Raw genomic sequence first — 22,429 nt, 5'->3', positions numbered from 1 at the left:
GGGAGAGTAGGTCACCGCCAATCCAAATAATCAAAACTTTCTCCATATTACGGTCTTATATCCCAAACATCCTAATCCCAAATTTACAGGCGACTTTGTATTCGTCTCTGGATGTTTATCAAATGATAAGCCACATACATGACAAACCTAAATTTGGATAGCGTCATGGATTTGAGCGAACAACCCGAGATCGTACAACAAGCGTTTGCATTCGTCCTACAAGGCTGGGATCTTGCAAAAGGATGGTTGCTAAGCCCTGCGGCTTGGTCACAGTTTGCAATACTAATACTTGCCTACCTGCTAGCTGTCCTAATCTCGCGCAAGTTAAAGCCTTCGCTGACGCGCCTTTTTACGCCTGCGGACGATCAGGGAAATATTTTCGCAACCGCGCGAAGATTCATCCTAATATTCCTCCCGCTTATCATGCCATTGTTAGCTTACGGACTAACTGGCCTTGGTGAATCAATCACACGCTCGATCTTTGGCAGCGGTGAAGTAATCGCATTCGGCAAACGAATATTTCTTTTCCTGGCAGCACGCATATTCGTTACGGACATCATCAAGGACGGCTTCTTAAAGCTTCTTGGTAAATTCGTTCTCGTTCCAGTCGCTGCGCTAAATGCAGTTGGCCTTTTGGAGCTCGCTACGACACGTCTCGATGCCATGGTTGTACCGCTTGGCAATCTGTCTTTCTCGCTTTTGTTTGCGATACGATTTGCAGTCGTTGGCGGAATAATCTTTTGGTTCGGCCGTTGGTCGAATGATCAATCGTCCACGTTTATCTCCAAACAAGAAGAGATGCGTCCAGCAACACGTGAGCTTGCTTCAAAAGCTGCAGAGATTGCAATCTTTGGCGCCGCTGTTCTGTTTCTGATGAATATCATGGGGATTTCGCTTACCTCCCTTGCTGTTTTAGGTGGCGCGATCGGTGTCGGTCTTGGCTTTGGACTCCAGAAAATTGCTTCGAACTTTATATCTGGGGTGATCCTTTTGCTTGAGGGGCAGGCGACGGTCGGGGATTACGTTGAACTCGATGGTGGCGAAGCTGGCACGATTGTAAAAATGACAGCACGCGCAGCCATTCTAGAAACCTACGATGGACGTTGGATCGTTGTCCCAAACGAAGATTTCATCACAACACGTGTTGTCAATTATTCCGACAGTGGCTCTGCCAACCGGTACGAAGCGCCTTTTTCGGTGAGCTACGACACTGACATTAACCTCGTCCCCGGAATCGTTGAAGCAGCTGTCGCGAAACACTCCGAAGTTCTGAGCGACCCCTATCCACCAGATTGTGAATTGCGCAGCTTTGGTGACAGCGGTGTAAATTTTGCAGTCGAATTTTGGGTGAATGGAATCGATGACGGACGGCACAAGTTTACGTCCGATGTGCTTTTCCTCGTGTGGAACGCATTGAAAGAGAACAATATCGAAATTCCGTATCCGCAACGCGTGGTCGAGCTCAAAGGCGAAATTCGCACGACGAGTCAATGAAGACGGCGTTTGTAATAGGGGGTGGCCCTGCGGGTTTGATGGCGGCGCAAGAGCTTGCGCTCGCGGGTGCATCCGTGGCGTTGATCGAAGCGAAGCCGTCTTTGGGGCGAAAGTTTCTTATGGCTGGTAAGTCCGGCTTGAATTTGACGATGGATGAACCGATCGATGCTTTCACTGCAAAGTATGGCGAAGCAGGACAGTGGCTTTCGTCTATGTTGCATGAATTTGGCCCAAATGAGGTGTCTGAGTTTGCAACACGTTTGGGTCAAACAGTTTTTACGGGCAGCTCCGGCCGTGTTTTTCCGCAAGTGATGAAAGCGTCGCCTATGTTGCGCGCTTGGATAAAACATTTAGACGCACTCAGTGTGACGATTTCTACAAAATGGCGTTGGACGGGCTGGGATGACGGTGCCCTTGTGTTCGAAACTCCTGATGGCCCAAGAACATGCATTGCCGATGTGGTTGTTCTGGCGCTTGGTGGAAAGAGTTGGGCGCGATTGGGTTCAGATGGTCAATGGGCAACGCATTTTGAGAAGGCAGTAACGCCATTTGGCCCATCTAATTCCGCTATTTCTATCGAGTGGAGTGCGCACGTAGCGCAGCACTTTGGCACGCCGCTAAAGGCGGTAACATTTAAGTCCGGTCCTTATCAAAGTCGTGGTGAGGCAGTGATCTCGAAAAACGGGCTGGAAGGTGGCGGTGTTTATTCCGTTTCACGTGGTGTGCGCGAGGGCCATCCGCTTTTCATCGATTTGAAACCTGATTGGTCCACAAGTCTTGTTGAAGCTGCGCTGCAAAAGCCAAAAGGTAAAACATCGACGATTAACCACCTCAGAAAAGTTCTGAAACTTCAGAAACATGAATTGGCGTTGCTGAATGAATGGGCGCGACCTTTACCGTCTGACCTTCGATCGCTCGCGGACACTGTTAAGCACTTAAAAGTAGCTGACGCTAAATTGCGCCCTATCGACGAAGCAATTTCTACTAGCGGCGGTATAAGACGCGATGCGCTCGACGAGTCGCTTATGCTGAAAAGCCGCGCAGGTGTATTCTGTGCGGGCGAGATGCTCGACTGGGAAGCGCCAACAGGTGGTTATCTGCTTACAGCGTCTTTTGCGACAGGCCGCACAGCTGGGCGAGGAGCCGCGAAATATCTGGGTCTTACGCCAGCGCCCTAACACGTTGAAAAGCTGGACGCGCACGCATCTCTTTTGCGTAGGCTTGCATCTTGACGCTTTCATAGTCGAACTTGGCACTGATCGACCAATTCAAACAATGTGTTAATAGAATATCTGCGATTGTGAACGTTTCACCCGCTGCAAAGGGTGTCGTTATACGCTCTGCGAGGCGGGACACATTGCGATTGAACTCCCACTTGAGCGATTCTTTCACTTCGGGAACCCGTTGTTCTTTCGGTAGCACAAAGCTGTGGCGCGCACCTGCCCAGAGCACCGCGTCGATCTCATCGATGATCGCATGCACCATTGCATCTTGCTTCGCGCGTTCCAGCGTGCCCGAAGACGCCAAAAGTGATCCGTGTTTGTCCGCAAGATAGGTCATGATGGCTGTTGAATCGGTCAAAACTTCGCCATCAACACGCAATGCTGGAACTTTGCCTGCAGCCGAAACAGCTGTGATGACTGAATCGTGCGGCTTTGCCTTGATTAGCTCGTAAGGAAGGTTCAATTCTTCAAGCGCCCATACAACACGAAAGGCACGACTGGTGAGGGTTCCGAAGACTTCATACATAAAGATGTTCCTAAAATTTCTAGCGTCGCGCCATCATGGCAAGACGGATTAAACAGCGTTCAACCAATGCCATTGCTGGCGCATGTTGGCTTGCACTTCGAAGTTTGAGGTCGGTATCGACCAGTAAACTCAGAGCGGCTTCGAGGTTATGAATGCCCCAACCTTGGGCCTGTCGCAAAAGTCTATCGCGGCGGGGTCCAAAGACGGGGGGCCGTAGTTTACCAATGCCCTGCGCGGCTCCACCGGGATCACTTGCCGCTGTATAGAGCGTTTTGAAATGGCGCAGCGCTGCGATGCAAAGCGCGACAGGCTGGACGCCCTGCGCCTGAAGTTTGCGCATAACAGGGCCGATTTCACCAGAACGCGCTTCGGCAACGATGTTTATCACATCATCAAGCCCTGCCTCAGTAGAAGTTGGTGCACAATTGGCAATGTCTTCGCTGCTGAGCGGGGCTGGGTCGTTAAGCTTATAAAGCGCGAGTTTTTCTAGAGTTTGGCGAAAGTCACCTGGATCAAGATCTTTGGACAAGGCTGTCAGGTCGTCCATGACATCACGTTCGGGCAGCGTAATCTTGGCGCGGGCCAACTCTGCTTCGATCTCTGCACGAGAAGGGGGATCATCGTAGATGCCCACAGCAAAGGCGTTGTTGTGACTTTCAAAGAGTTTACGAAGTGCTGAGCGCGCGTTGAGCTGCCCTGCCGTTACGATAATTTGCGCGTCTCCGGGCTGCCAGTCTTCAAGCGCGGGCGCGATTGTTTTGGCTAAGCCATCTCCTGCATCTTCTACAAATGCGACACGTGGTCCGGGAAAAAAGCTTTGTGAAGTCATTGCATCAATCAGCGCTGCGGGATCTTTGCGCAGGTCCGCTGCAGGGATGCGGGTAAGGCGCATTTCTTCTTCGCCAGCTGGGCCGATCAACGCGGCGATCACTTGTTGGCGTTTCAATGCAATTCGCATTGCATCAGGGCCATAGATCAACAGCCCAGTTTTGCCGGCATCTGGCTTGGCAAAGTAGCCATTTGCTTCGCGCGCAGATAGCTTCATGGAAGCGTTGCAGGATCAAGCAGTAGCAAGCGATCCACCAATTGATCCGCAAGAATATTCATCAAACGCTCAATTGCCGCGCGTTCTGCGGCCAGTGTTGCAGCCGTGTTGCCTGTTGCGGAATAGCCTGTGAAATTCGATACACTGCCCTTAGCGATATTCTTGCCGGTGGCAGAATTTTTCAGCGTATAGCTCAAGCTACCCACACGCTGAACGCGCGTCGTCGAACCTGTCGCAGTCGTTCCCAGACCTGCGCTAGAGTTGGATACTGAAAATGACAATGTCATAGGTGCAGGGTCTGCCCGTCCTAGCCGCGTCTCTAGGCGGCGCGTGACGAAGTAGGCGTCTTTCGTCGTGGGCGCTTTGATTAAGATACGGTTCTCGATCTGAGATCCCGCGCCTTCTGGTCCGTAGATGGGCGTGAAGTTGCAGGCGCTGACCAATAGTGACGCGCCTGCGATCAATAGATGTCTTCTGTTAAAGTACGACATTCACAATCCGCCCCGGAACAACGATCACCTTCTTGGGCGTTGCGCCATCAAGTGATTTCACCACAGCCTCATGGCTCAGCGCGATTTTTTCAACCTCTTCCTTCGGCATATCCTTGTGGACAGTGATTTCTGCGCGACGCTTGCCGTTGATTTGAATCGGTAGAGTCACGTTGCTTTCGATCAGCATCGCTTCATCCGCAATAGGCCAAGGCGCGTCGATGATTAGCCCTTCACCGCCTTGATGCGCCCAAATATCCTCTGCGAGGTGGGGTGTCATTGGGGCCATCAGTTGCGCGAGCGTCATGATCGCTTCGCGCTGTGTTTTGTGGCTGGCTTTGGATTTCGTGAGCGTTGCAGTGAAACCATAAAGCTTGGCGATTGCCGCGTTAAAGCCGAAGCTCTCAACACCGAGCGTCACATCGCGGATCGCTTTGTGCATTTCGCGCAGTAGGTCTTCGTCGCCCTCTCCCTTGGCGTCCTTGTCCATCTCGCTGATGCGATCACAGATCGACCAGACACGACCAAGATGTTTGAACGAGGCTTCTGCGCCAGAGGCAGTCCATTCAACGTCGCGCTCGGGTGGGGAATCGCTCAGAACAAACCAACGCGCGGTGTCGGCACCGAAAGCGGAAATGATGTTCAAAGGGTCAACAACGTTGTTCTTGGATTTCGACATCTTCGCAGAAGGAATGATATCCACTTCAGAGCCGTCTTCCTTGAGGAACGCCTTGCCTTCTTTCAGATCAACTTGTTCAGGGTAGTAATAAACAGGACGCCCGTTTTGGCCGTCGCGTTTATAAATCGCGTGCGTGACCATGCCTTGGGTGAACAAAGCATCGAATGGTTCAATCGCTTTTGCGGGCAAGTTGCCTGTGATCTTCATCGCGCGCGCGAAGAAGCGGGAATAGAGCAGGTGGAGAATCGCATGCTCGATCCCGCCGATATATTGATCGACGTTCATCCAATACTCAGCGTCCGCCATATCGACAGGTGTTTCTGCATTCGGCGATGTGAAGCGCGCAAAATACCAAGAGCTGTCAACGAACGTGTCCATCGTATCCGTTTCACGTTGCGCAGGGCTGCCGCATTTCGGGCAAGAACAGTTGCGCCACGTGGGGTGACGATCCAGCGGATTGCCGGGCGTGTCGAAGGTCACGTCATAGGGCAATTCAATCGGCAGGTTCTCTTTCTTTTCGGGCACCACGCCGCAGTCAGAGCAATGCACAACGGGGATCGGGCAGCCCCAATAGCGCTGACGGCTTAGGCCCCAATCGCGCAGGCGATATTTGGTGACGCCTTGGCCGATGCCGTTTTCTTCGCAGAACGCGATAGCGGCGTCGATGGCTTCATTGCCTGTCTGCCATTGCTCGCCCGCGAAACCGCCGTTGTAGAAAACCTTTTCGGTTTTTGCTGGAACGTAGGCCTCCTCGAGCTTTGGCGAGCTCTCCTCGGAAGGGAGGTAGGTGGAGGTGATCGGCAATGCGTACTTCGTTGCGAACTCGAAATCGCGTTCGTCATGGGCAGGACACCCAAAAATCGCGCCTGTGCCGTAGTCCATCATAATGAAGTTGGCGATATAGACGGGCAATTCCCACGCCGTATCAAACGGGTGACGCACGCGAAGGCCTGTATCAAAGCCTTTCTTCTCGGCTGTTTCGATCTCTTCCGCGGTGGTGCCACCTTTGCGGCAGTCCTCGTTGAACGCGAGCATCTCTGCATTGTCTTTCTCAAGCAGCTTGGCGAGCGGGTGGTCAGGCGAGATGCCAACAAAAGACGCACCGTTCAAAGTATCGGGGCGTGTTGTGTAAACCTCGATCCGATCATGGCCGTCGGGCGCATCAATCGTGGAAAACGCAAACTGGAGCCCGCGCGATTTGCCGATCCAGTTCTCCTGCATCAGCTTTACCTTAGCGGGCCAGTTATCCAGACCGTCCAAAGCACCAAGCAATTCCTCGGAATGATCCGAAATCTTGAAGAACCACTGTGTGAGTTCGCGACGCTCGACCAAAGCACCTGAACGCCAACCGCGTCCTGCCTCGACTTGCTCATTCGCAAGCACGGTCATGTCCACAGGATCCCAGTTCACCACAGCATTCTTGCGATAGACTAATCCCTCATCGAGGAAATCGAGGAACAATGCTTGTTGTTTGCCGTAATACTCTACATCGCATGTTGCGAATTCGCGGGACCAATCAATCGACAGGCCCAGCGGTTTCATCTGCTCACGCATGTCCGCGATATTAGAGTATGTCCAATCCTTTGGGTGCCCGCCAATCGCCATCGCGGCGTTCTCCGCAGGCATACCAAACGCGTCCCAGCCCATCGGGTGCAGAACGTTGTGACCTGTGCTCATCTTATAGCGCGCGATCACGTCGCCCATAGTGTAGTTGCGCACGTGGCCCATGTGGATGCGACCAGACGGGTAGGGGAACATCTCCAAAACGTAATATTTCGGCTTGGATGGATCGCGCTCTGCCTTGAAGGTATCCGCAAGGGTCCATGCCTCTTGCCATTTCGCTTCGATGGAGGTGGCGTCATAGCGTTGCATAGTAATGTCCTTTTTGCGCGTCTCGCGCCGCTAAAATACTGTTGAAACTGTGATAGGCGATGCCCTTTAAAGGGTCCAGTGCCAAGACCCCCATCAAAACGCCATTGGCGCGCCACATTGGTGTTTCTATAGTGCCCTCAAAACAAAAGCAGGCTTTGATCGATGCAGATTCTTATTATCCACCAGAATTTTCCGGGACAGTATAAACATCTTGCTCCGGCTTTGGTCGAACAAGGGCATCAAGTTTTCTCGCTTACGCCAAAAGTGGAAAAGCGTACGGTTTGGAAAGGGGTGCAATTGCTTCCCTACAAAATCAGCCGTGCATCCTCGAAAGAGATACATCCTTGGCTGGCTGATCTGGAAACCAAAGTCATTCGCGCTGATGCATGTTATCGCCAAGCGCTTGCGTGGAAGGAAAAGGGACTGAACCCAGATGTTATCCTCGCGCATCACGGTTGGGGCGAACCGATGTTTCTGAAAGACGTTTGGCCTGATGCAAAGATGGGGATTTATTGCGAGCTTTATCACCTCGATTCCGGCGAGAGCGTGAATTTCGATCCTGAGTTTGAGACGAAGGACCTGCGCAGCAATGCGCTGCGGCTGCGTTTGCGCAATCTCAACAATACTTTGCATTTTGAGGCTGCTGATGCGGGAATTAGTCCGACTGAATTTCAAGCGAGCACATTCCCAGAGCCGTTTCGCAGCGACATCAGCGTGATTCACGATGGGATCGATACGGAATTGGTAAAACCCAATCCTGATGCAGTGCTGAAAATCTCTGACGATCTGAGCCTGACGCGCGATGATGAGGTGATCACGTTTATCAACCGTAACCTTGAACCTTATCGCGGCTATCATGCCTTTATGCGGGCCTTGCCGAAACTTTTGAAAGCGCGCCCTAATGCGCAGGTTGTTCTGCTTGGGGGCGATGAGGTCAGCTATGGTTCTAAACCGCCCGCAGGAAAAACCTGGAAACAAATATATATAGATGAAGTGCGAGATCAGATCTCTGACGAGGATTGGGCGCGTGTGCATTACCTAGGTCGCGTCCCTTATGACACCTTCCTTGCGATGATGCAGGTCAGCCGTTTGCACATCTATCTGACGTATCCATTTGTTCTGAGCTGGTCCTTGCTAGAAGCGATGAGCGCTGAGGCGGCGATTCTTGCCTCTGATACCGCGCCTGTTCTCGAAGCGATCCGCGATGATGAAACCGGTATGCTCACCGATTTTTTTGATGGGGATGCTTTGGTTGAAAAAGCGAATGCTTTGCTCGAGGATCCTGACAAACGTGCGCGACTTGGCAAAGCTGCGCGTGAATTTGTGCTCAAGACCTATGATCTCAAGACGCATTGTTTGCCAACGCAACTTGAATGGGTCGCGAAACTGACTGCTAAGTAAGTTGGATTAAAGGCGGCCGTCCGCGATACGCAACTGACGTGCGCGTGCGAGGATCGCATCCTCAACCGCGCGCGCGGTGCCAACACTAACAGGACCATTACGCGTTTGAAGCGCCACATTCAAAGAACGCGCTTCTAGAGCGACGTCATTCACAAGAATCGTTGCGCGATATGCACGACCGCCGCCTGGTGGGCGACCATATCCTGTTGTGATGACACCTGAGAACGGGTCGACTGATTCTACTGGCAAAAAGCTGAGTACATCCAAAGACGCATTCCAGATGTATTTATTGACGTGCACATTTGTATTTGCGTCAGGCCGGCGCAGGACGTCCCAAATAGAAGCGGGATTTTCCAGCCCGTCGCCATCGGCTGACGCGATTTGAGAACTCGCAGCGGAACTGTTGCCAGAGCTTAAACCACCGCCACATCCCGCAAGGGCTGCACAGGCAGTGGTTAATAAAAGAAGTCGAGCGGAGCGAATGGGTGTCATTTTCCTGCCTGCGTCTTTGTTTTCTTTGTCCTAAACTCCCAAAGAATAGGGAGCAAGTGTTTTTGCTTCTATAATACTGCCAGTTCGGCGCGGGCTTGCCTAGTCGGCGTGATGTCTCGGTCAGTCACGTACACATATTAAACAGACATTTAGACCGCCGACATCAGTGTGGCAAAGCTGCACCATTTCAAAGACCTTTCTTGCGCCATGTTTTCGCGGACTTGCAATGAACCCCCGAAAAGAGTGAAACACCAATCAGACCTAGTACGGATTCCCCGGGCTAGGCACCAGAATAGAAACCCCGAGGGAAAAACGATGAAAAAAGTTCTTTTCGCTACAACAGCTCTGATCGCAACCGCTGGCGTTGCATCCGCTGACGTATCTGTAGGCGGCTACGGCTTCCTAGGTGTCAACTTTGATGGCTCCGCAAACACAACAACAATTTCTCACGCAACACGCCTGACATTCAGCGGTTCCGTAGAAACAGACTCCGGTATCTCTTTCACGGCGTCTTCGCGTATCACGATCTCTGGCAACAACGACAACGGTCAGCTTGGTCACAACAAGATCACCATGTCCTCCGGTGGCCTGAATCTCGCAGTTGGCGCAACACACGGCGCGATGAAGACAACGGCTCGTATCGCTACGTTCCACGGCTTCAACGACGGTGGCCTTTACTACACAGCTGGCGGCTCAGGCATTGACAACAACATCTCCACGCACAACGACTCCGGCAACAACATATTGATCAGCTACTCTGCAGGCGACTTCAAAGTTGCAGCATCTGCTGACGTTGCAGGCACAACGCAAGAGATCGCGGCGTCCTACACATTCAACAGCTTCACAATCGCAGCTGGTGTTGACTCCTCCGCGGGTACACGTTGGATGCTTGGCGCGAAGTACAATGGCGGCAACTGGAATGCTGGTCTTGGTACAAACAGCAACTCCGACATCGTTCTGACAGCTGGCTACGACATCTCTGACGCGACATCCATCGGCTTCGGTGTTGACGCGGCTTCCGGCAGCACAATCAACGCTGTTGGTCTCCAGGTTAAGCACGACCTTGGTGGCGCAAACCTGATCGGCGCTGTTGGTCAAGTTGGCGGCAACAACACAGTTGCTTCTTTGGGCGTAATGTTCAGCTTCTAATTTTAGAAGTTAAGCACTGCTTAAGAAGGACGGATCCCTCGGGGTCCGTCCTTTTCTTTTTGGGTGATGCGTACTACCTCATATGAGAAATCAGAGGGTCACAGTATGTCGCTGCAAGAGATTCAAGAAAAATTCGCTAAAGCTGAGAAAGAGGCGGGCCGCGCTGTTGGCAGTGCGCAGCTTATTGCTGTGTCCAAGGTGCAGCCTGACGAACGTGTCCACGCTGTTTTGAGCGAAGGCCATCGTTTATTCGGTGAAAACCGCGTTCAAGAAGCCGCTGGAAAGTGGCCAAAATTCAAAGAAGAATTTTCCGACGCCTCTGTTCATCTGATAGGCCCATTGCAAACCAACAAAGCGCGGCAAGCGATGGAATTGTTCGATGCGATCCATACAGTCGATCGCCCGAAATTGGCCAAGACTATTGCACGCCTTGCGCAAGAAATGGGGCATTGCCCTGATGTGTTCGTGCAAGTGAACACAGGTGAAGAAGAGCAAAAAGCAGGTGTTGCCCCCCAAGAGGCGGATGGTTTCATTGCTGAATGCCGTGCACTGGAGCTGCCGATCAAGGGTCTCATGTGCATTCCCCCTGCTGATGAAGAAGCGTCGTTGCACTTTGCGTTGCTTGGTAAGATTGCTGAACGTAACGGTTTAACAGGTTTGTCGATGGGCATGAGTGGCGACTTTGAGCGTGCGATTGCGTTGGGTGCAACGCATGTACGTGTTGGCTCTGCTATTTTCGGGCAGCGCGCCTACGAGCTATAAACGGGGGCTAGCCCCCGAACCCCCAGGATATTTGTAAAGAGAGGAAGCAGCGCGTTAGCGTATAATAAGACGCGTTTTTTCGGTGATTTGCGAGGTGAGTTCATGGAGATGATCACGTCGAAATGCAATGCAGCCTTCGGTTGGATAACCGGGGCGACGCCATTGATGAATGAATATGGCGGAGCCTTTTCCCGCTATCGCGTTTGGCCAGTTCCAATCCGTGACTAAGATCAGATCATAAAGAGGGTCCGCGCGGCGTAGCTTTTCATGACTATGCGAATAGGGCGCGCGCACGAGGTTGTTGTAGTGCCTATCCTTGACGTCATCAGACCAGAGATCACGGGGGCCAATCGGGAGGGCCATAGCATTCGGGCGTTTCATGCGGTCGGGTCGATAGAGCATTCCTACGATCTTGTGTGTGCCGCGCGGTGTCGCGCCATCGCCTTCGCGTTTGTCGCTTGTGATGCCACCTTTCCCGATGCTGCACGGAAATAACCGTCCTGCAAAACGCACACCTTTTGGTGTTAGCACCAGATCATTGGGGGTCACAGTAGGTGCCCTGATTTGTCAGCTTTGGTTTGTAGGTATTCTTTGTTGTGGCGATTCTCGCCGACCTTCAGAGCGACGCGTTCACTGACGGTGATGCCTGTTTTTTGCATCATATCAATCTTGGCAGGATTGTTGGTGAGTAAGCGAACGTCGCTGATGTTAAGTTGGTTCAAGAGTGCGGCACCGATGCGAAAATCGCGTTCATCATCCTCAAACCCTAGACGGTGATTGGCTTCGACTGTGTCAAAGCCCTGATCTTGAAGGGAGTAAGCACGCATCTTATTGGCGAGGCCAATGCCGCGCCCTTCTTGGTTCAAGTAAAGCAATACGCCTGCCCCCTCAGCGCCCATTTGTGCCAAAGCACCACGAAGTTGTGGGCCGCAATCACATTTGAGGGACCCCATGAGATCGCCTGTGAAACATGCAGAATGAAGCCGTGTTAGGACAGGCTTGTTTCGATCAGGCGTGCCAACGACAATCGCATAATGCTCTTCACCGCCATCATCGGGGCGGAACACATGTAGTCTACCAGTCTCGCTTACTTCCATAGGAAGGCGCGCGTGGACGATATCATTGTAGTGCGCCGACTTGCCTAGCAGCGGCTCGATTTGCACCGTGAACAGTATCGTTAGCTGATGATCTTGGGCGAATTTTACGGGGTTTTCTAGCTCTGTGATTAAAGCAGAGGGCAGTAACCGCGCGTCCTTGGTCAATTGAAGAGCGATGCGATGAGGGGTTGTGTTGCCTTCGCGCGCAGACTTGAGTGGCCCTTTCATCGGAGTGCGCAAGTCGTCTGAGGGATCCGCAAGCGCCCTGATCCAGCGTAGATCAGCGTCGGCGGGTACGATAATGCGCGCGAAATCGCCGTCGTATGCGCGGGCTTTAAGCGTTTCTGCGCGGCGCGAGGTGATCGCGAGAACGGTCTCGCCACAGAGGGCACGCGCTGCTTTCACACGCTCAAGCGTCAGCGTTTCGCTCGCTTGAACCAGAATTCCGGACGACTCAGTGACAATCACAACGGGCACACCCATACGCAAATCACCGCGTGCGCGGGCGATTTGCTCAGAAGGATCGGGCGCGAAACTCATCTTTTGATCACCGCTCTTTGAAATACTTTGCTGCTTAACCACCCTGAAAGGCGGCGAATATGAAACATATCAAGGCTCGATAACACATGGACGTGAGGGAGTGCCACAAAACTTGTCTTGAAGGGCCCTGCGTCACATCTCTAGTGCAAGCAACGAAAGTGGAGACGATCCAATGGCCCAGTTAAAGAATATCCTTCTTGTCGATGATGATGATGATCTGCGTGAGGCGTTGTCCGAACAGCTTGTCATGACAGAAGATTTTGAGGTGTTTGAAGCGGACTGTGGCGCGGCTGCGATGGAGCGCATCAAAGATTCGCTTTATGATCTGATTATCCTCGATGTGGGCCTGCCCGATACAGACGGTCGCGAGTTATGCCGCTTGATGCGTAAGCAAGGTGTGAAAAGCCCTGTCTTGATGCTCACAGGTCATGACAGTGACGCTGATACGATTCTTGGTCTTGATGCCGGCGCGAATGATTATGTGTCCAAGCCGTTTAAGTTTCCGGTTCTTCTGGCACGGATCCGTGCGCAGCTTCGTCAGCATGAGCAATCTGAGGATGCCGTATTTGGACTTGGCCCGTATACGTTCAAACCATCGATGAAGATGTTGATTACTGAGGATGATAAGAAAATCCGTTTGACTGAAAAAGAGACGAATATTCTGAAGTTTCTTTACCGTTCTTCTGAAGGCGTGGTTCCGCGTGACATCCTTTTGCATGAGGTTTGGGGCTACAATGCGGGTGTCACAACGCACACTTTGGAAACACATATTTACCGTCTTCGTCAAAAAATTGAACCAGATCCGTCAAATGCGCGCCTTCTTGTGACCGAATCTGGTGGCTATAGGTTAGTGGCTTAATCGTTAAATACGCGTGAATGGATGTTTTTTTTGATCCAAATCAAGGATTAACTTCGTATTCATGTTTAGATGATTAAGTAAGATACCTGCGCATATCCGGGTTATGATATGCACCTCCCTGTTGGACTGGCCCGGGCTTTGCCCGGGTCCTTTTTTTGTTCAAACGCTATTTTGCATTGAAATAATTGGTCCTGCTCCGCGTTTCGAAAGCGCGTCTTCAGGGTTGTAGAGCGCACAAGCATCAAGTGAGAGACAGCCGCAGCCGATACATCCATCAAGGCTGTCGCGCATCCGAGTGAGACTCGCGATGCGGTCATCCAAGTGCACGCGCAACCCTTTGGAAATACGTTCCCAGTCTTTGGCTGTTGGCGTTCTGTTGTCTGGCAATTCACTCAGCACTGTTTTGATCTGTGGAAGGGTTAGCCCGAATTGCTGGGCAATCAAAATGAAGGACACCCGCCTCACTTGCGCGCGCGCAAAACGGCGATGCCCGCCGCGATTGCGATTGGCGGTGATCAGTCCTTCGGTTTCATAAAAGCGGATCGCGGAAACCGCGAGACCGGTGCGTTCGGCCATCTGCCCGATAGTTATTTCAGAATGTTTGGTGCGCATAAAAAACCTCTTGATCTAAAGTTAACTTTAGAAATTACAAAGGGGTTAGATCAAGGATAAAGGAGCGATCTGATGGCGAGATTAGAACATGCAAACATTAATGTTGGTGACACTGCAAAAACCGCCGCATGGTTTGGGCGTGCGTTTGGATGGCGTGTTCGCTGGGAGGGGTCCACCTTTGATGGTGCGGGCTACACGATGCATGTGGGGAACGATGACGACTACCTCGCGCTTTATGAGCCTAAAGCGTCGAAAGCGGGTGGCGAGAGAGACTACAAATCGCGGGGTCAATTGAATCATGTCGGGATCGTTGTCGACGATCTGGCCGTGGCGGAAAAAGCGATACGTGCAGAAGGTTATGAGCCACATTCCCATCAAGACTATGAGCCGGGAGAGCGGTTTTACTTTTGCGACGAGAATGGGATCGAATACGAGATTGTAGCGTATGCTTGAGAGGGGGGAGGGGGCCAGCCCCCGTCACCCTTTAGGGCGACTCCCCCGAAGTTTTTTTGGAAAGATGAAGAGTGACGTTGCGGCGAAGTGGGTTACCCTTCCGAGCCGCAAAGGCCATGTTGGGCGCGAAATTTATAGGAGCGTTGAGCATGTCTGATACAGTGAAACAGGTCGTTTATTCGGAATTTGGGGATCCCAGACAAGTTTTGCGCGTTGAAGATGTGGCGCGCGTTGCGTTGAGCGAAGGACAAGCGCGCGCTGATGTTTTGCGCGCTCCGATTAACCCATCTGATTTGATTCAGATTGCGGGAAATTATGGCGTACGACCACCTTTGCCTGCGATTGCGGGTAATGAAGGTATCGGGCGGATCACTGAAGTCAGCGGTGAAGCGCGCGGGTTGCAAGTTGGTCAGCTTGTGCTGTTGCCAGCTGGTGCAGGGACTTGGCGCAGCGAGGTCGTTGCATCCGCCGGCGCGTTTGTTGCGATGCCAGAGGGCGATGTTGATCAGCTCTCGATGATGATGGTGAACCCTGCCACCGCACAACTTTTGTTGACGGATTTTGTGGATTTGTCTGAGGGGGATTGGATCATCCAAAGTGCCGCGAATTCTGCGGTGGGCACATATGTCGTGCAACTCGCCAAAGCGATGGGTGTGAAGACGGTTAGCGTTGTGCGTCGCGAGAGTGCTGTGCAAGGCCTGCTCGATCACGGTGGTGATGTTGTGTTGGTCGATGGCCCTGATTTGGTGAAGCGCGTGATCCAAGCGACCAATCGCGCGAAGATCAAGCTCGCTTTGGATGCTGTGGCGGGTGAAACATTTGGACGCCTTGGCGAGTGTCTAGAGATTGGCAGAACGCTGGTGAATTATGGGGCGATGTCGAATGAACCTGCGTCCATGCAAGCGGGCGCGATGATCTTCCGTGACGTCCGTATCCGTGGCTTTTGGCTGGTGAACTGGTTCGAACGCGCAAGCAAGGAAGAGCGTATGGGGGTCCATGCAGCCCTGACCAAAGCCGTCGCCACGGGTGCGCTTCATGCGCCGATTGATCGTGTGTTCGCGCTTGAGGATATTAGTGAAGCCGCACGCTACACATGGGCGGGCGAGCGCACAGGAAAAGTGCTGCTTGCGCCGAACGGCATCTAGGCTAGTTTGGCGCGACTTCATCTCGAAAAGGACGCGCCATGAGCTTTACTCTCGCCACTTGGAACATCAACTCGGTGCGCTTGCGCGAGCCAATTGTGTGCAAATTGTTGCAGGAGGAAGCGCCCGATGTATTGTGCTTGCAAGAGTGCAAATCGCCCGTTGAATTGATCCCGATGGAGGCGTTTGCCGCGCTCGGCTACACCCATATGGTTGCGCGTGGTCAGAAGGGCTACAACGGCGTCGCGATCCTGTCCAAGTTGCCGATTAAAGAGGTCGGCGCAGAAGATTTTGCCAGTCTCGGTCATGCGCGCCACATCGCGGGGCAGTTAGAGAATGGCGTGACGATCCATAACTTCTATGTGCCTGCGGGCGGCGACGTGCCGGACCGTGAAAAGAATGAGAAGTTCGGCCAAAAGCTCGACTACCTCACAGAGATGCGCGACTGGTTCAAAGCGAGCTCGCCGAAGAAATCTATCCTCGTGGGCGATCTTAACATTGCCCCGCTTGAGGAGGATGTTTGGGATCACAAGAAGCTTCTGAAGATCGTGTCGCATACGCCCATCGAGGTGGAGCATTTTAACGATGTGATGGCGGCAGGCGATTGGCATGATGTGACCCGCGCGGATATTTCTGAGGGCAAGCTCTACAGCTGGTGGTCCTACCGCGCGAAGGATTGGGACGCGGCAGATAAAGGGCGCCGTTTGGACCATGTGTGGGCGACGGGTGATATCAAAGCCGCTGCGCATTCTTCGCGGGTTCTGCGCGATGCGCGCGGGTGGGAGAAACCGTCCGATCATGCGCCAGTGTTCGCGACATTTGATCTTTGATCCAGCCCCCTTGCGAAAAAGGGGTCGATGGGCCATCTAAAGCCCAACACGATACATAGACGGGACGCGGTAAAATGATTGAACTAGGCGGGGGCGCAGCGGCGCCAGTGGGCGATCTGATCAAGGATGTGAACGAAGACACGTTCATGCAAGACGTCGTTGATGCGAGCCAAGAGGTGCCTGTCATCGTTGATTTCTGGGCCCCTTGGTGCGGCCCATGCAAGACGCTTGGCCCTGCGTTGGAGGCTGAAGTGACGGCAGCCAAAGGCGCGGTCAAAATGGCGAAGATCGATGTGGATCAGAACCAGATGATCGCGGGTCAGATGCAAGTTCAATCGATCCCTGCCGTGTTTGCCTTTTACAAAGGTCAGCCGATTGATGGGTTCCAAGGCGCTTTGCCACCCTCTGAGATCAAGGCGTTTGTCGAGCGTGTGATTGAAGCTGGCGGTGGTGATGCATCCGGTGGGTTGGATGACGCGATTGAGGCGGCGGCGGTGATGCTCGAAGAGGGTGACGCAAGTGATGCGGCGCAAACTTTTGCGGCGATCCTCGAAGAAGACGATCAATGCGTGGCCGCCTATGCGGGACTTGCGCGCTCTCATTTGGCGATGGATGAAGCGGATCAGGCCGAAGCCGTTCTAAACGGTGTTCCTGCAGAAATTTCTGGCGATGCAATGATCGAAGCGGCGTTCGCGCAACTGGAACTCGCGCGCCAAGCGGCGCAGGCGGGGCCACTCGCTGAACTTACCGCTGCGGTTGAGGCCAATCCTGACGATCTGCAAGCGCGCTTTGATCTTGCGACAGCGCTGAATGCGAACAATCAGACACAAGACGCTGTCGACGTATTGCTCGAAATTTTCCGTCGTGATCGCGAGTGGAATGACGGCGCTGCCAAGACGCAACTCTTCACGATTTTCGACGCGATCAAGCCAGAAGATCCAATTGTCCTTAATGGGCGACGTAAATTAAGCTCAATGATATTTGTCTAACGCGACGCGCGGGCTAGGTCGTTTTATATGATAAAAATCGGTGACCTTCCGGACATGCTTCCGGCCTTTCCTCTGCCCGGCGCGCTGCTTTTGCCGCGTTCGTGCTTGCCTTTGCACATCTTTGAGCCGCGCTATCTCGCGATGATCGATGATGCTTTGAAAACACAAGGGCGGCTCATTGGGATGATCCAGCCTAATCCGGGTCGTGCTGGCGACGAAAAGGGTCTTCACACCATCGGGTGTGCTGGTCGTATTACCCAGTTTTCTGAAACAGAAGACGGGCGATACATGCTTACGCTTGCTGGCGTTTCGCGTTTCCGTCTTTTGGGTGAAGTCGATGGGTTCGCACCTTATCGCCGTATTGAAGTGAACTGGGATGGGTTCGAGCAAGATCGCAAAGCGTCCGAGCGTGACGTGGCTTTTGATCGCGAGAAATTCCTGAACCTTCTCTCAAAATACTTCACTTACCGCGATCTTAGCGCCGATTGGGAAATGTTGAAGGATGCGGATGACGAATTGTTGGTAAATTCGCTCTCTATGATGCTCGAATTTGAACCAGAAGATAAACAGGCGCTTTTGGAAGCGCCGAGCCTATCAACACGTCGCGAAACCTTGGTGACGCTGATCGAGTACTTCCTGCGTGGCGGGGATGCAGAGGAAATGATGCAATGATTGATCAAGACAGCCCAGCCTTTGATCCGCATATGTTAGAGGCTTTGATATGCCCGCATACTCAAGGTCGTTTGGACTATGATGCTGCTGCGCAAGAGTTAATCTCGAAAAAAGCGGGTTTGGCGTTTCCTATTCGCAACGGCATTCCTGTGATGCTGATTGATGAGGCGCGCAAGCTCTAGAGCGCGCGCCCTGTCATCAGTTTTGGCAGATCGCCTGTGAGCCCTGCTGCTTCACGCATAAAGTTACGGCGCAAGCTCGGGACAGAATTGATCAACCCCATTCCCAAGTCACGCCCCATGCGCAAAATCGGGATATCGTTTGAGAACAACCTGTTAAACGTATCTGTCGCCATAGCGAGCGTTGCCGTATCAAAGCGGCGCCATTGCTGGTAGCGCTCCAAAACAAGTGGTGACGCAATATCTTCACCGCGACGCACAGCCATGATCATCACTTCTGCCAAAGCTGCCACGTCTCGCAAACCAGCGTTCAGCCCTTGCCCCGCAATCGGATGCACGCCGTGCGCAGCATCGCCAATCAACGCCAAACGCGCGCCAATGAAGCTATTCGCAATCGTCAGGTTCAGCGGATAGGTGAACCTCGTGCCCGCGAGTTTGATCTCGCCTAGGAAATCGCCAAATGCAGGGCGCAGAGCATTCAGATAATCGGCATCCTCTAACGCATTGATGCGTTTGGCATTGTCCTCGGTTTCGCTCCAAACGATAGAACTGCGATTGCCCGTCAGCGGCAAAATCGCCAAGGGACCAGAGGGCATAAAGAACTGATGTGCGATGCCGCCGTGGGGTTTTTCATGCTCAATCGCGCAGACAAGTGCGGTTTGACCGTAGCCCCAACCTGTGCGCTTTATCTTTGCACGCTCGGCTGTGCCGCTCCGCCGTCCATCTGATCCAATCAGAACACGACCCTTCAAAACTTCGCCCGAAGCGAGCGTAACTGAGGCGCCATCAGAGGTATCCTGTGCAACAACCCTCTCTTGATGGCGCAATGTGATCAGCGGCTCCGCCTCCATCGCGTCCAGAAAAGCACGGCGCAGATAACGGTCCTCGACCAAATAGCCCATCGGTCCTTCTTCGATCTCTGCATGATCAAAGTGCAGGAAAAACGGCGAAGGCCCTTCGCCCGCGCGTCCATCGGTGACTTTTATCTCGAGCATGGGTTGTGCGTTATCAGCCAAGCCGTCCCACAATCCAATCGCGCTCAATAAACGCTGCGACGTAAGCGCAAGCGCATAAGAACGCCCGTCAAAACCACGCGCTTTTCGATCACCTACAGGAAGCGCGTCAATAACCGTGCTGCTCAGTCCCCCTTGGGCCGCCGCAAGTGCCAAAGCAGGGCCGTTCAGACCGCCGCCAACAATGATGAGATCGCTATCAATTTCCATGACTTTCAATATGGGTGCGCGCGCAGGATTGTCCATGCGCGTCTCTGTCGCTACCCTGCGATGAAAGGGAGAATTGCGATGCAAAAATGGTTAAAGATGAGCGCTGCGGCACTTGGCCGTGGGATTGACGCGGGTGAGATTGATCCGGTTGATTTGGCGCAAACCTATCTCGATGCCGCCGCCGCGCACCCGATGAGCCACCGCATCTATGCGCGCCTCACGCCTGAGCGCGCTATTGCTGAGGCGACTGCCGCAAGTATGCGCGCCAAAGCAGGTCAGCGTTTGTCCCCGCTTGATGGCGTTCCGATCAGTTGGAAGGATTTGTTTGATACGGCTGGAATCGCGACTGAAGCAGGCAGCGCTTTGCTCAAGGATCGTGTGCCGAACGAGGATGCCGAAGTCTTGCGCGCCTCAACCATGATGGGCACCGTTTGCATCGGCAAAACCCACATGAGCGAGTTGGCTTTTTCTGGTCTCGGCTATAACCCGATCACTGCGACCTCCCCTTGTGTACATGATCCTGATGCGGTCTCTGGCGGATCATCCTCTGGTGCTGCGGCCTCGATTGCGCATAACATTGCCCCCCTTGCGATTGGCTCTGACACGGGCGGCTCTGTGCGTTTGCCCGCATGCTGGAATGACCTTGTCGGTTTGAAAACCACTGCTGGGCGTGTGTCGCTCAAAGGCGTTGTTCCTTTGGTGAAAAGCTTTGATACAGTCGGTCCCTTAGCGCGCACGGTTGAAGATGCGGCCCTCGCGCTGGCATCTTTGGAGGGCACAAGCGCCGCTGATTTGAAGGGTGCGACGCTCAAGGGTGCGCGGTTTGCAGTTTTGAAAACACTGGCTCTGGATGACGTGGCGCCTGAACCGCTCGCGGCCTTCAACGCTGCTGTCGCCAAGCTCAAAGCGGCAGGCGCAGAGATCACCGAAATCGAAGCGCCCGAAGTGGTCGAGGCAATCTCGAACGCAGGTCCGCTTTATCCCGGGGAAGCCTACGGTATGTGGCGCAAAGACATCGAAGCTAACCCGGATGTTATGTATGCGCAAGTCTTGGGACGTTTTCGCGCAGGTGCAAGTTTTTCGGCACCTGATTATGTCGCTGCTTGGGAAGCCCTGAACGCGCTGCGCGACATTTGGAACGTACGCATCGCAGGATTTGACGCGGTGCTCATGCCGTCTTGCGCAATCATGCCCCCCCAAATTGCTGACCTCGAAGCCGATGAAGCGTTTTATGTGGAACGCAACCTCGCGGCTTTGCGCAATACGCGTATCGGCAACCTCATGGGCTGCTGTGCGTTAACCTTGCCGACAGGCGCGCCAAGCTGTGGAATCATGCTCAATACACTGCCCTTCCAAGAGGAGCGTTTGCTCCGCATCGGTGCCGCATCAGAAGCGGTTCTGGCCTAAAAGCCACAAGTCTTTCTTAAACTTGCGCTTTTTGTTGGACGCGAGGCACAGCCTTAGGTTACTTTAGTCTCAACGGGGCGCCTATGATCCCGACATTGAGGCAGTTAACTATGTTTCCCGAGCGGTTTTCGAACCTTCCGGCGTACGCATTTCCGCGTTTACGCACGCTTTTGGACCATCATACACCGGGCGGTGATGTGGTGCATATGACCATTGGCGAGCCGAAACATGCCTTTCCTGATTGGGTTTCGGGCGTAATCGCCGAGAATGCCGCAGGTTTTAATAAATACCCGCCGAATGATGGCAGCCCAGAGTTGCTTGCCTCTATCGCGGGTTGGATGCAGCGCCGTTTTGGTGCGGAGGTTGATCCTGATACTCAAATTATGGCGCTCAATGGCACGCGCGAAGGGCTCTACAATGCTGCTATGGCGCTGTGCCCCGAGACAAAGAACGGTGCGCAGCCGCTCGTTCTGACGCCCAACCCTTTTTACCAAGTTTACATGGTTGCTGCGATTTCTGTGGGAGCCGAGCCACACTTCGTCAATGCGACGTCTGCTTCCAATCACTTGCCTGATTTCAAGGCGCTGCCTGAAGATGTGTTGAAACGTACCGCAATTGCTTACATGTGCTCGCCTGCGAATCCGCAGGGCGCTGTCGCGGATGAGCAGTTCTGGCGCGATTTGATCACCTTAGCTGAGCAGTATGATTTCCAAGTTTTCGCGGATGAGTGCTATTCTGAGATTTACCGCGGTACGGCCCCGACAAGTGCAATGAAGGTTGCACAAGATATGGGTGCTGATCCCGAACGCGTTGTGGTGTTTCACTCGTTGTCCAAGCGCTCAAACATGCCGGGCCTGCGCTCTGGCTTTGTGGCAGGCGGTTCCGAGAGCATCGCGCGCATCAAACAATTGCGCACGTATTCCGGTGCGCCGCTTCCATTGCCACTTCAGAAAGTGGCTGAAAAAGCATGGGCCGATGACACGCATGTCGATGAAAATCGCGCGCTATATCAAGAAAAATACCGCATCGCGGATGAGATTTTCGGAACTGTTCAAGGCTACCAAGGGCCAGAAGCAGGTTTCTTCCTTTGGCTTCCTGTTGAGGACGGCGAAGAGGCTGCTCTGAAACTGTGGAAAGAAACGGGCGTGCGCGTTCTTCCGGGCGAATATCTCAGCAAAGACACTGATCAAGGCAATCCTGGTAAAGAATATATCCGGGTCGCCATGGTGGCCCCAAAAGACGAAATGCAGCGGGGATTAATCCAAATCCGCGACTGCCTATTCGCATAAAAACGA

The 22,429-nt window shown here is 53.2% G+C and carries 23 protein-coding genes; 14 read left to right on the top strand and 9 right to left on the bottom strand.

Annotation, left to right across the window (positions count from 1 at the left end):
* Nucleotides 1-138 precede the first annotated feature (138 nt).
* Together PFRI_RS09900 and PFRI_RS09895 are read left to right on the top strand one after the other, a co-directional pair.
* Nucleotides 139-1,494: a mechanosensitive ion channel family protein gene (locus PFRI_RS09900; RefSeq protein WP_425439462.1), complete on the top strand. Its 1,356-nt coding sequence runs from the start codon at nt 139-141 to the stop codon at nt 1,492-1,494.
* Nucleotides 1,491-2,672, top strand: coding sequence for a TIGR03862 family flavoprotein (locus tag PFRI_RS09895; RefSeq protein WP_072630542.1), 1,182 nt, complete (start codon nt 1,491-1,493; stop codon nt 2,670-2,672). Before PFRI_RS09900 ends, PFRI_RS09895 begins: the two co-directional genes overlap by 4 nt.
* On the opposite strand, the gene PFRI_RS09890 is transcribed toward PFRI_RS09895, so the two are convergent.
* From PFRI_RS09890 to leuS, 4 genes are read right to left on the bottom strand one after another with little or no spacing between them, the layout of a single operon-like run.
* Nucleotides 2,656-3,243, bottom strand: coding sequence for a glutathione S-transferase family protein (locus PFRI_RS09890; RefSeq protein WP_072630541.1), 588 nt, complete (start codon nt 3,241-3,243; stop codon nt 2,656-2,658). The two genes, PFRI_RS09895 and PFRI_RS09890, sit on opposite strands and share 17 nt — an antisense overlap.
* A 19-nt stretch (nt 3,244-3,262) precedes the next feature.
* Nucleotides 3,263-4,288, bottom strand: a complete 1,026-nt coding sequence (holA, locus tag PFRI_RS09885) for a DNA polymerase III subunit delta (protein WP_072630540.1) — start codon at nt 4,286-4,288, stop codon at nt 3,263-3,265.
* Nucleotides 4,285-4,779, bottom strand: coding sequence for an LPS assembly lipoprotein LptE (lptE, locus tag PFRI_RS09880; RefSeq protein ID WP_072630539.1), 495 nt, complete (start codon nt 4,777-4,779; stop codon nt 4,285-4,287). The genes holA and lptE overlap by 4 nt, the downstream gene beginning before the upstream one ends.
* Entirely contained in the window at nt 4,766-7,327 is a 2,562-nt protein-coding gene (leuS, locus tag PFRI_RS09875) for a leucine--tRNA ligase (protein WP_072630538.1), read from the bottom strand. Before leuS ends, lptE begins: the two co-directional genes overlap by 14 nt.
* A 162-nt stretch (nt 7,328-7,489) precedes the next feature.
* Between leuS and PFRI_RS09870 the strand changes: the two genes are divergently transcribed.
* The gene (locus PFRI_RS09870; protein WP_072630537.1) at nt 7,490-8,728 is read left to right on the top strand and encodes a glycosyltransferase; all 1,239 of its coding nucleotides are present in this window, start codon (nt 7,490-7,492) and stop codon (nt 8,726-8,728) included.
* 6 nt (nt 8,729-8,734) lie between these two features.
* On the opposite strand, the gene PFRI_RS09865 is transcribed toward PFRI_RS09870, so the two are convergent.
* Nucleotides 8,735-9,220 carry a DUF3576 domain-containing protein gene (locus tag PFRI_RS09865; protein WP_072630536.1) on the bottom strand — a complete coding sequence of 162 codons (486 nt, stop codon included), beginning with the start codon at nt 9,218-9,220 and terminating at the stop codon, nt 8,735-8,737.
* A gap of 315 nt (nt 9,221-9,535) precedes the next feature.
* On the opposite strand from PFRI_RS09865, the gene PFRI_RS09860 reads away from it, so the two are divergent.
* Nucleotides 9,536-10,369: a porin gene (locus tag PFRI_RS09860; protein WP_072630535.1), complete on the top strand. Its 834-nt coding sequence runs from the start codon at nt 9,536-9,538 to the stop codon at nt 10,367-10,369.
* A gap of 105 nt (nt 10,370-10,474) precedes the next feature.
* Nucleotides 10,475-11,131 carry a YggS family pyridoxal phosphate-dependent enzyme gene (locus PFRI_RS09855; protein ID WP_072630534.1) on the top strand — a complete coding sequence of 219 codons (657 nt, stop codon included), beginning with the start codon at nt 10,475-10,477 and terminating at the stop codon, nt 11,129-11,131.
* A gap of 54 nt (nt 11,132-11,185) precedes the next feature.
* On the opposite strand, the gene PFRI_RS09850 is transcribed toward PFRI_RS09855, so the two are convergent.
* Entirely contained in the window at nt 11,186-11,680 is a 495-nt protein-coding gene (locus PFRI_RS09850) for a L,D-transpeptidase family protein (protein ID WP_072630533.1), read from the bottom strand.
* The gene (gene ribA / locus PFRI_RS09845) at nt 11,677-12,768 is read right to left on the bottom strand and encodes a GTP cyclohydrolase II (RefSeq protein ID WP_072630532.1); all 1,092 of its coding nucleotides are present in this window, start codon (nt 12,766-12,768) and stop codon (nt 11,677-11,679) included. The genes PFRI_RS09850 and ribA overlap by 4 nt, the downstream gene beginning before the upstream one ends.
* A 172-nt stretch (nt 12,769-12,940) precedes the next feature.
* Between ribA and PFRI_RS09840 the strand changes: the two genes are divergently transcribed.
* The gene (locus PFRI_RS09840; protein ID WP_072630531.1) at nt 12,941-13,627 is read left to right on the top strand and encodes a response regulator transcription factor; all 687 of its coding nucleotides are present in this window, start codon (nt 12,941-12,943) and stop codon (nt 13,625-13,627) included.
* Nucleotides 13,628-13,786: 159 nt separating this feature from the next.
* Here PFRI_RS09840 and soxR read toward each other — a convergent pair whose 3' ends face one another.
* A complete protein-coding gene (gene soxR / locus PFRI_RS09835; protein ID WP_072630530.1) occupies nt 13,787-14,239 on the bottom strand; it encodes a redox-sensitive transcriptional activator SoxR in 453 nt (150 codons plus the stop codon).
* A gap of 72 nt (nt 14,240-14,311) precedes the next feature.
* Here soxR and PFRI_RS09830 point away from each other — a divergent pair, with 72 nt between their 5' ends.
* From PFRI_RS09830 to PFRI_RS09805, 6 genes are all read left to right on the top strand, one after another.
* Nucleotides 14,312-14,692, top strand: coding sequence for a VOC family protein (locus PFRI_RS09830; RefSeq protein ID WP_425439461.1), 381 nt, complete (start codon nt 14,312-14,314; stop codon nt 14,690-14,692).
* Nucleotides 14,693-14,841: 149 nt separating this feature from the next.
* The gene (locus tag PFRI_RS09825) at nt 14,842-15,837 is read left to right on the top strand and encodes a zinc-dependent alcohol dehydrogenase family protein (protein ID WP_084649663.1); all 996 of its coding nucleotides are present in this window, start codon (nt 14,842-14,844) and stop codon (nt 15,835-15,837) included.
* A 38-nt stretch (nt 15,838-15,875) separates the two neighbouring features.
* The gene (locus tag PFRI_RS09820) at nt 15,876-16,664 is read left to right on the top strand and encodes an exodeoxyribonuclease III (protein ID WP_072630528.1); all 789 of its coding nucleotides are present in this window, start codon (nt 15,876-15,878) and stop codon (nt 16,662-16,664) included.
* A gap of 74 nt (nt 16,665-16,738) precedes the next feature.
* The gene (locus PFRI_RS09815) at nt 16,739-17,653 is read left to right on the top strand and encodes a thioredoxin family protein (protein ID WP_072630527.1); all 915 of its coding nucleotides are present in this window, start codon (nt 16,739-16,741) and stop codon (nt 17,651-17,653) included.
* A gap of 27 nt (nt 17,654-17,680) precedes the next feature.
* Nucleotides 17,681-18,325 carry an LON peptidase substrate-binding domain-containing protein gene (locus tag PFRI_RS09810; protein WP_072630526.1) on the top strand — a complete coding sequence of 215 codons (645 nt, stop codon included), beginning with the start codon at nt 17,681-17,683 and terminating at the stop codon, nt 18,323-18,325.
* The gene (locus PFRI_RS09805) at nt 18,322-18,507 is read left to right on the top strand and encodes a Trm112 family protein (protein WP_175549247.1); all 186 of its coding nucleotides are present in this window, start codon (nt 18,322-18,324) and stop codon (nt 18,505-18,507) included. The genes PFRI_RS09810 and PFRI_RS09805 overlap by 4 nt, the downstream gene beginning before the upstream one ends.
* On the opposite strand, the gene PFRI_RS09800 is transcribed toward PFRI_RS09805, so the two are convergent.
* On the bottom strand, nt 18,504-19,763 hold the full coding sequence (locus PFRI_RS09800) for an FAD-dependent monooxygenase (RefSeq protein ID WP_175549246.1): 1,260 nt from the start codon (nt 19,761-19,763) through the stop codon (nt 18,504-18,506). The two genes, PFRI_RS09805 and PFRI_RS09800, sit on opposite strands and share 4 nt — an antisense overlap.
* A gap of 42 nt (nt 19,764-19,805) precedes the next feature.
* On the opposite strand from PFRI_RS09800, the gene PFRI_RS09795 reads away from it, so the two are divergent.
* Nucleotides 19,806-21,134, top strand: a complete 1,329-nt coding sequence (locus PFRI_RS09795) for an amidase (RefSeq protein WP_072630525.1) — start codon at nt 19,806-19,808, stop codon at nt 21,132-21,134.
* A 110-nt stretch (nt 21,135-21,244) separates the two neighbouring features.
* Entirely contained in the window at nt 21,245-22,423 is a 1,179-nt protein-coding gene (locus PFRI_RS09790; RefSeq protein WP_072630524.1) for an aminotransferase class I/II-fold pyridoxal phosphate-dependent enzyme, read from the top strand.
* The last annotated feature ends 6 nt before the right edge of the window (nt 22,424-22,429 follow it).

It is taken from the genome of Planktotalea frisia (assembly GCF_001890925.1).
Lineage (GTDB): Bacteria > Pseudomonadota > Alphaproteobacteria > Rhodobacterales > Rhodobacteraceae > Planktotalea > Planktotalea frisia.
Note: the sequence above shows the minus strand (reverse complement) of the source record. Positions and strands in the feature narration are given on the sequence as shown.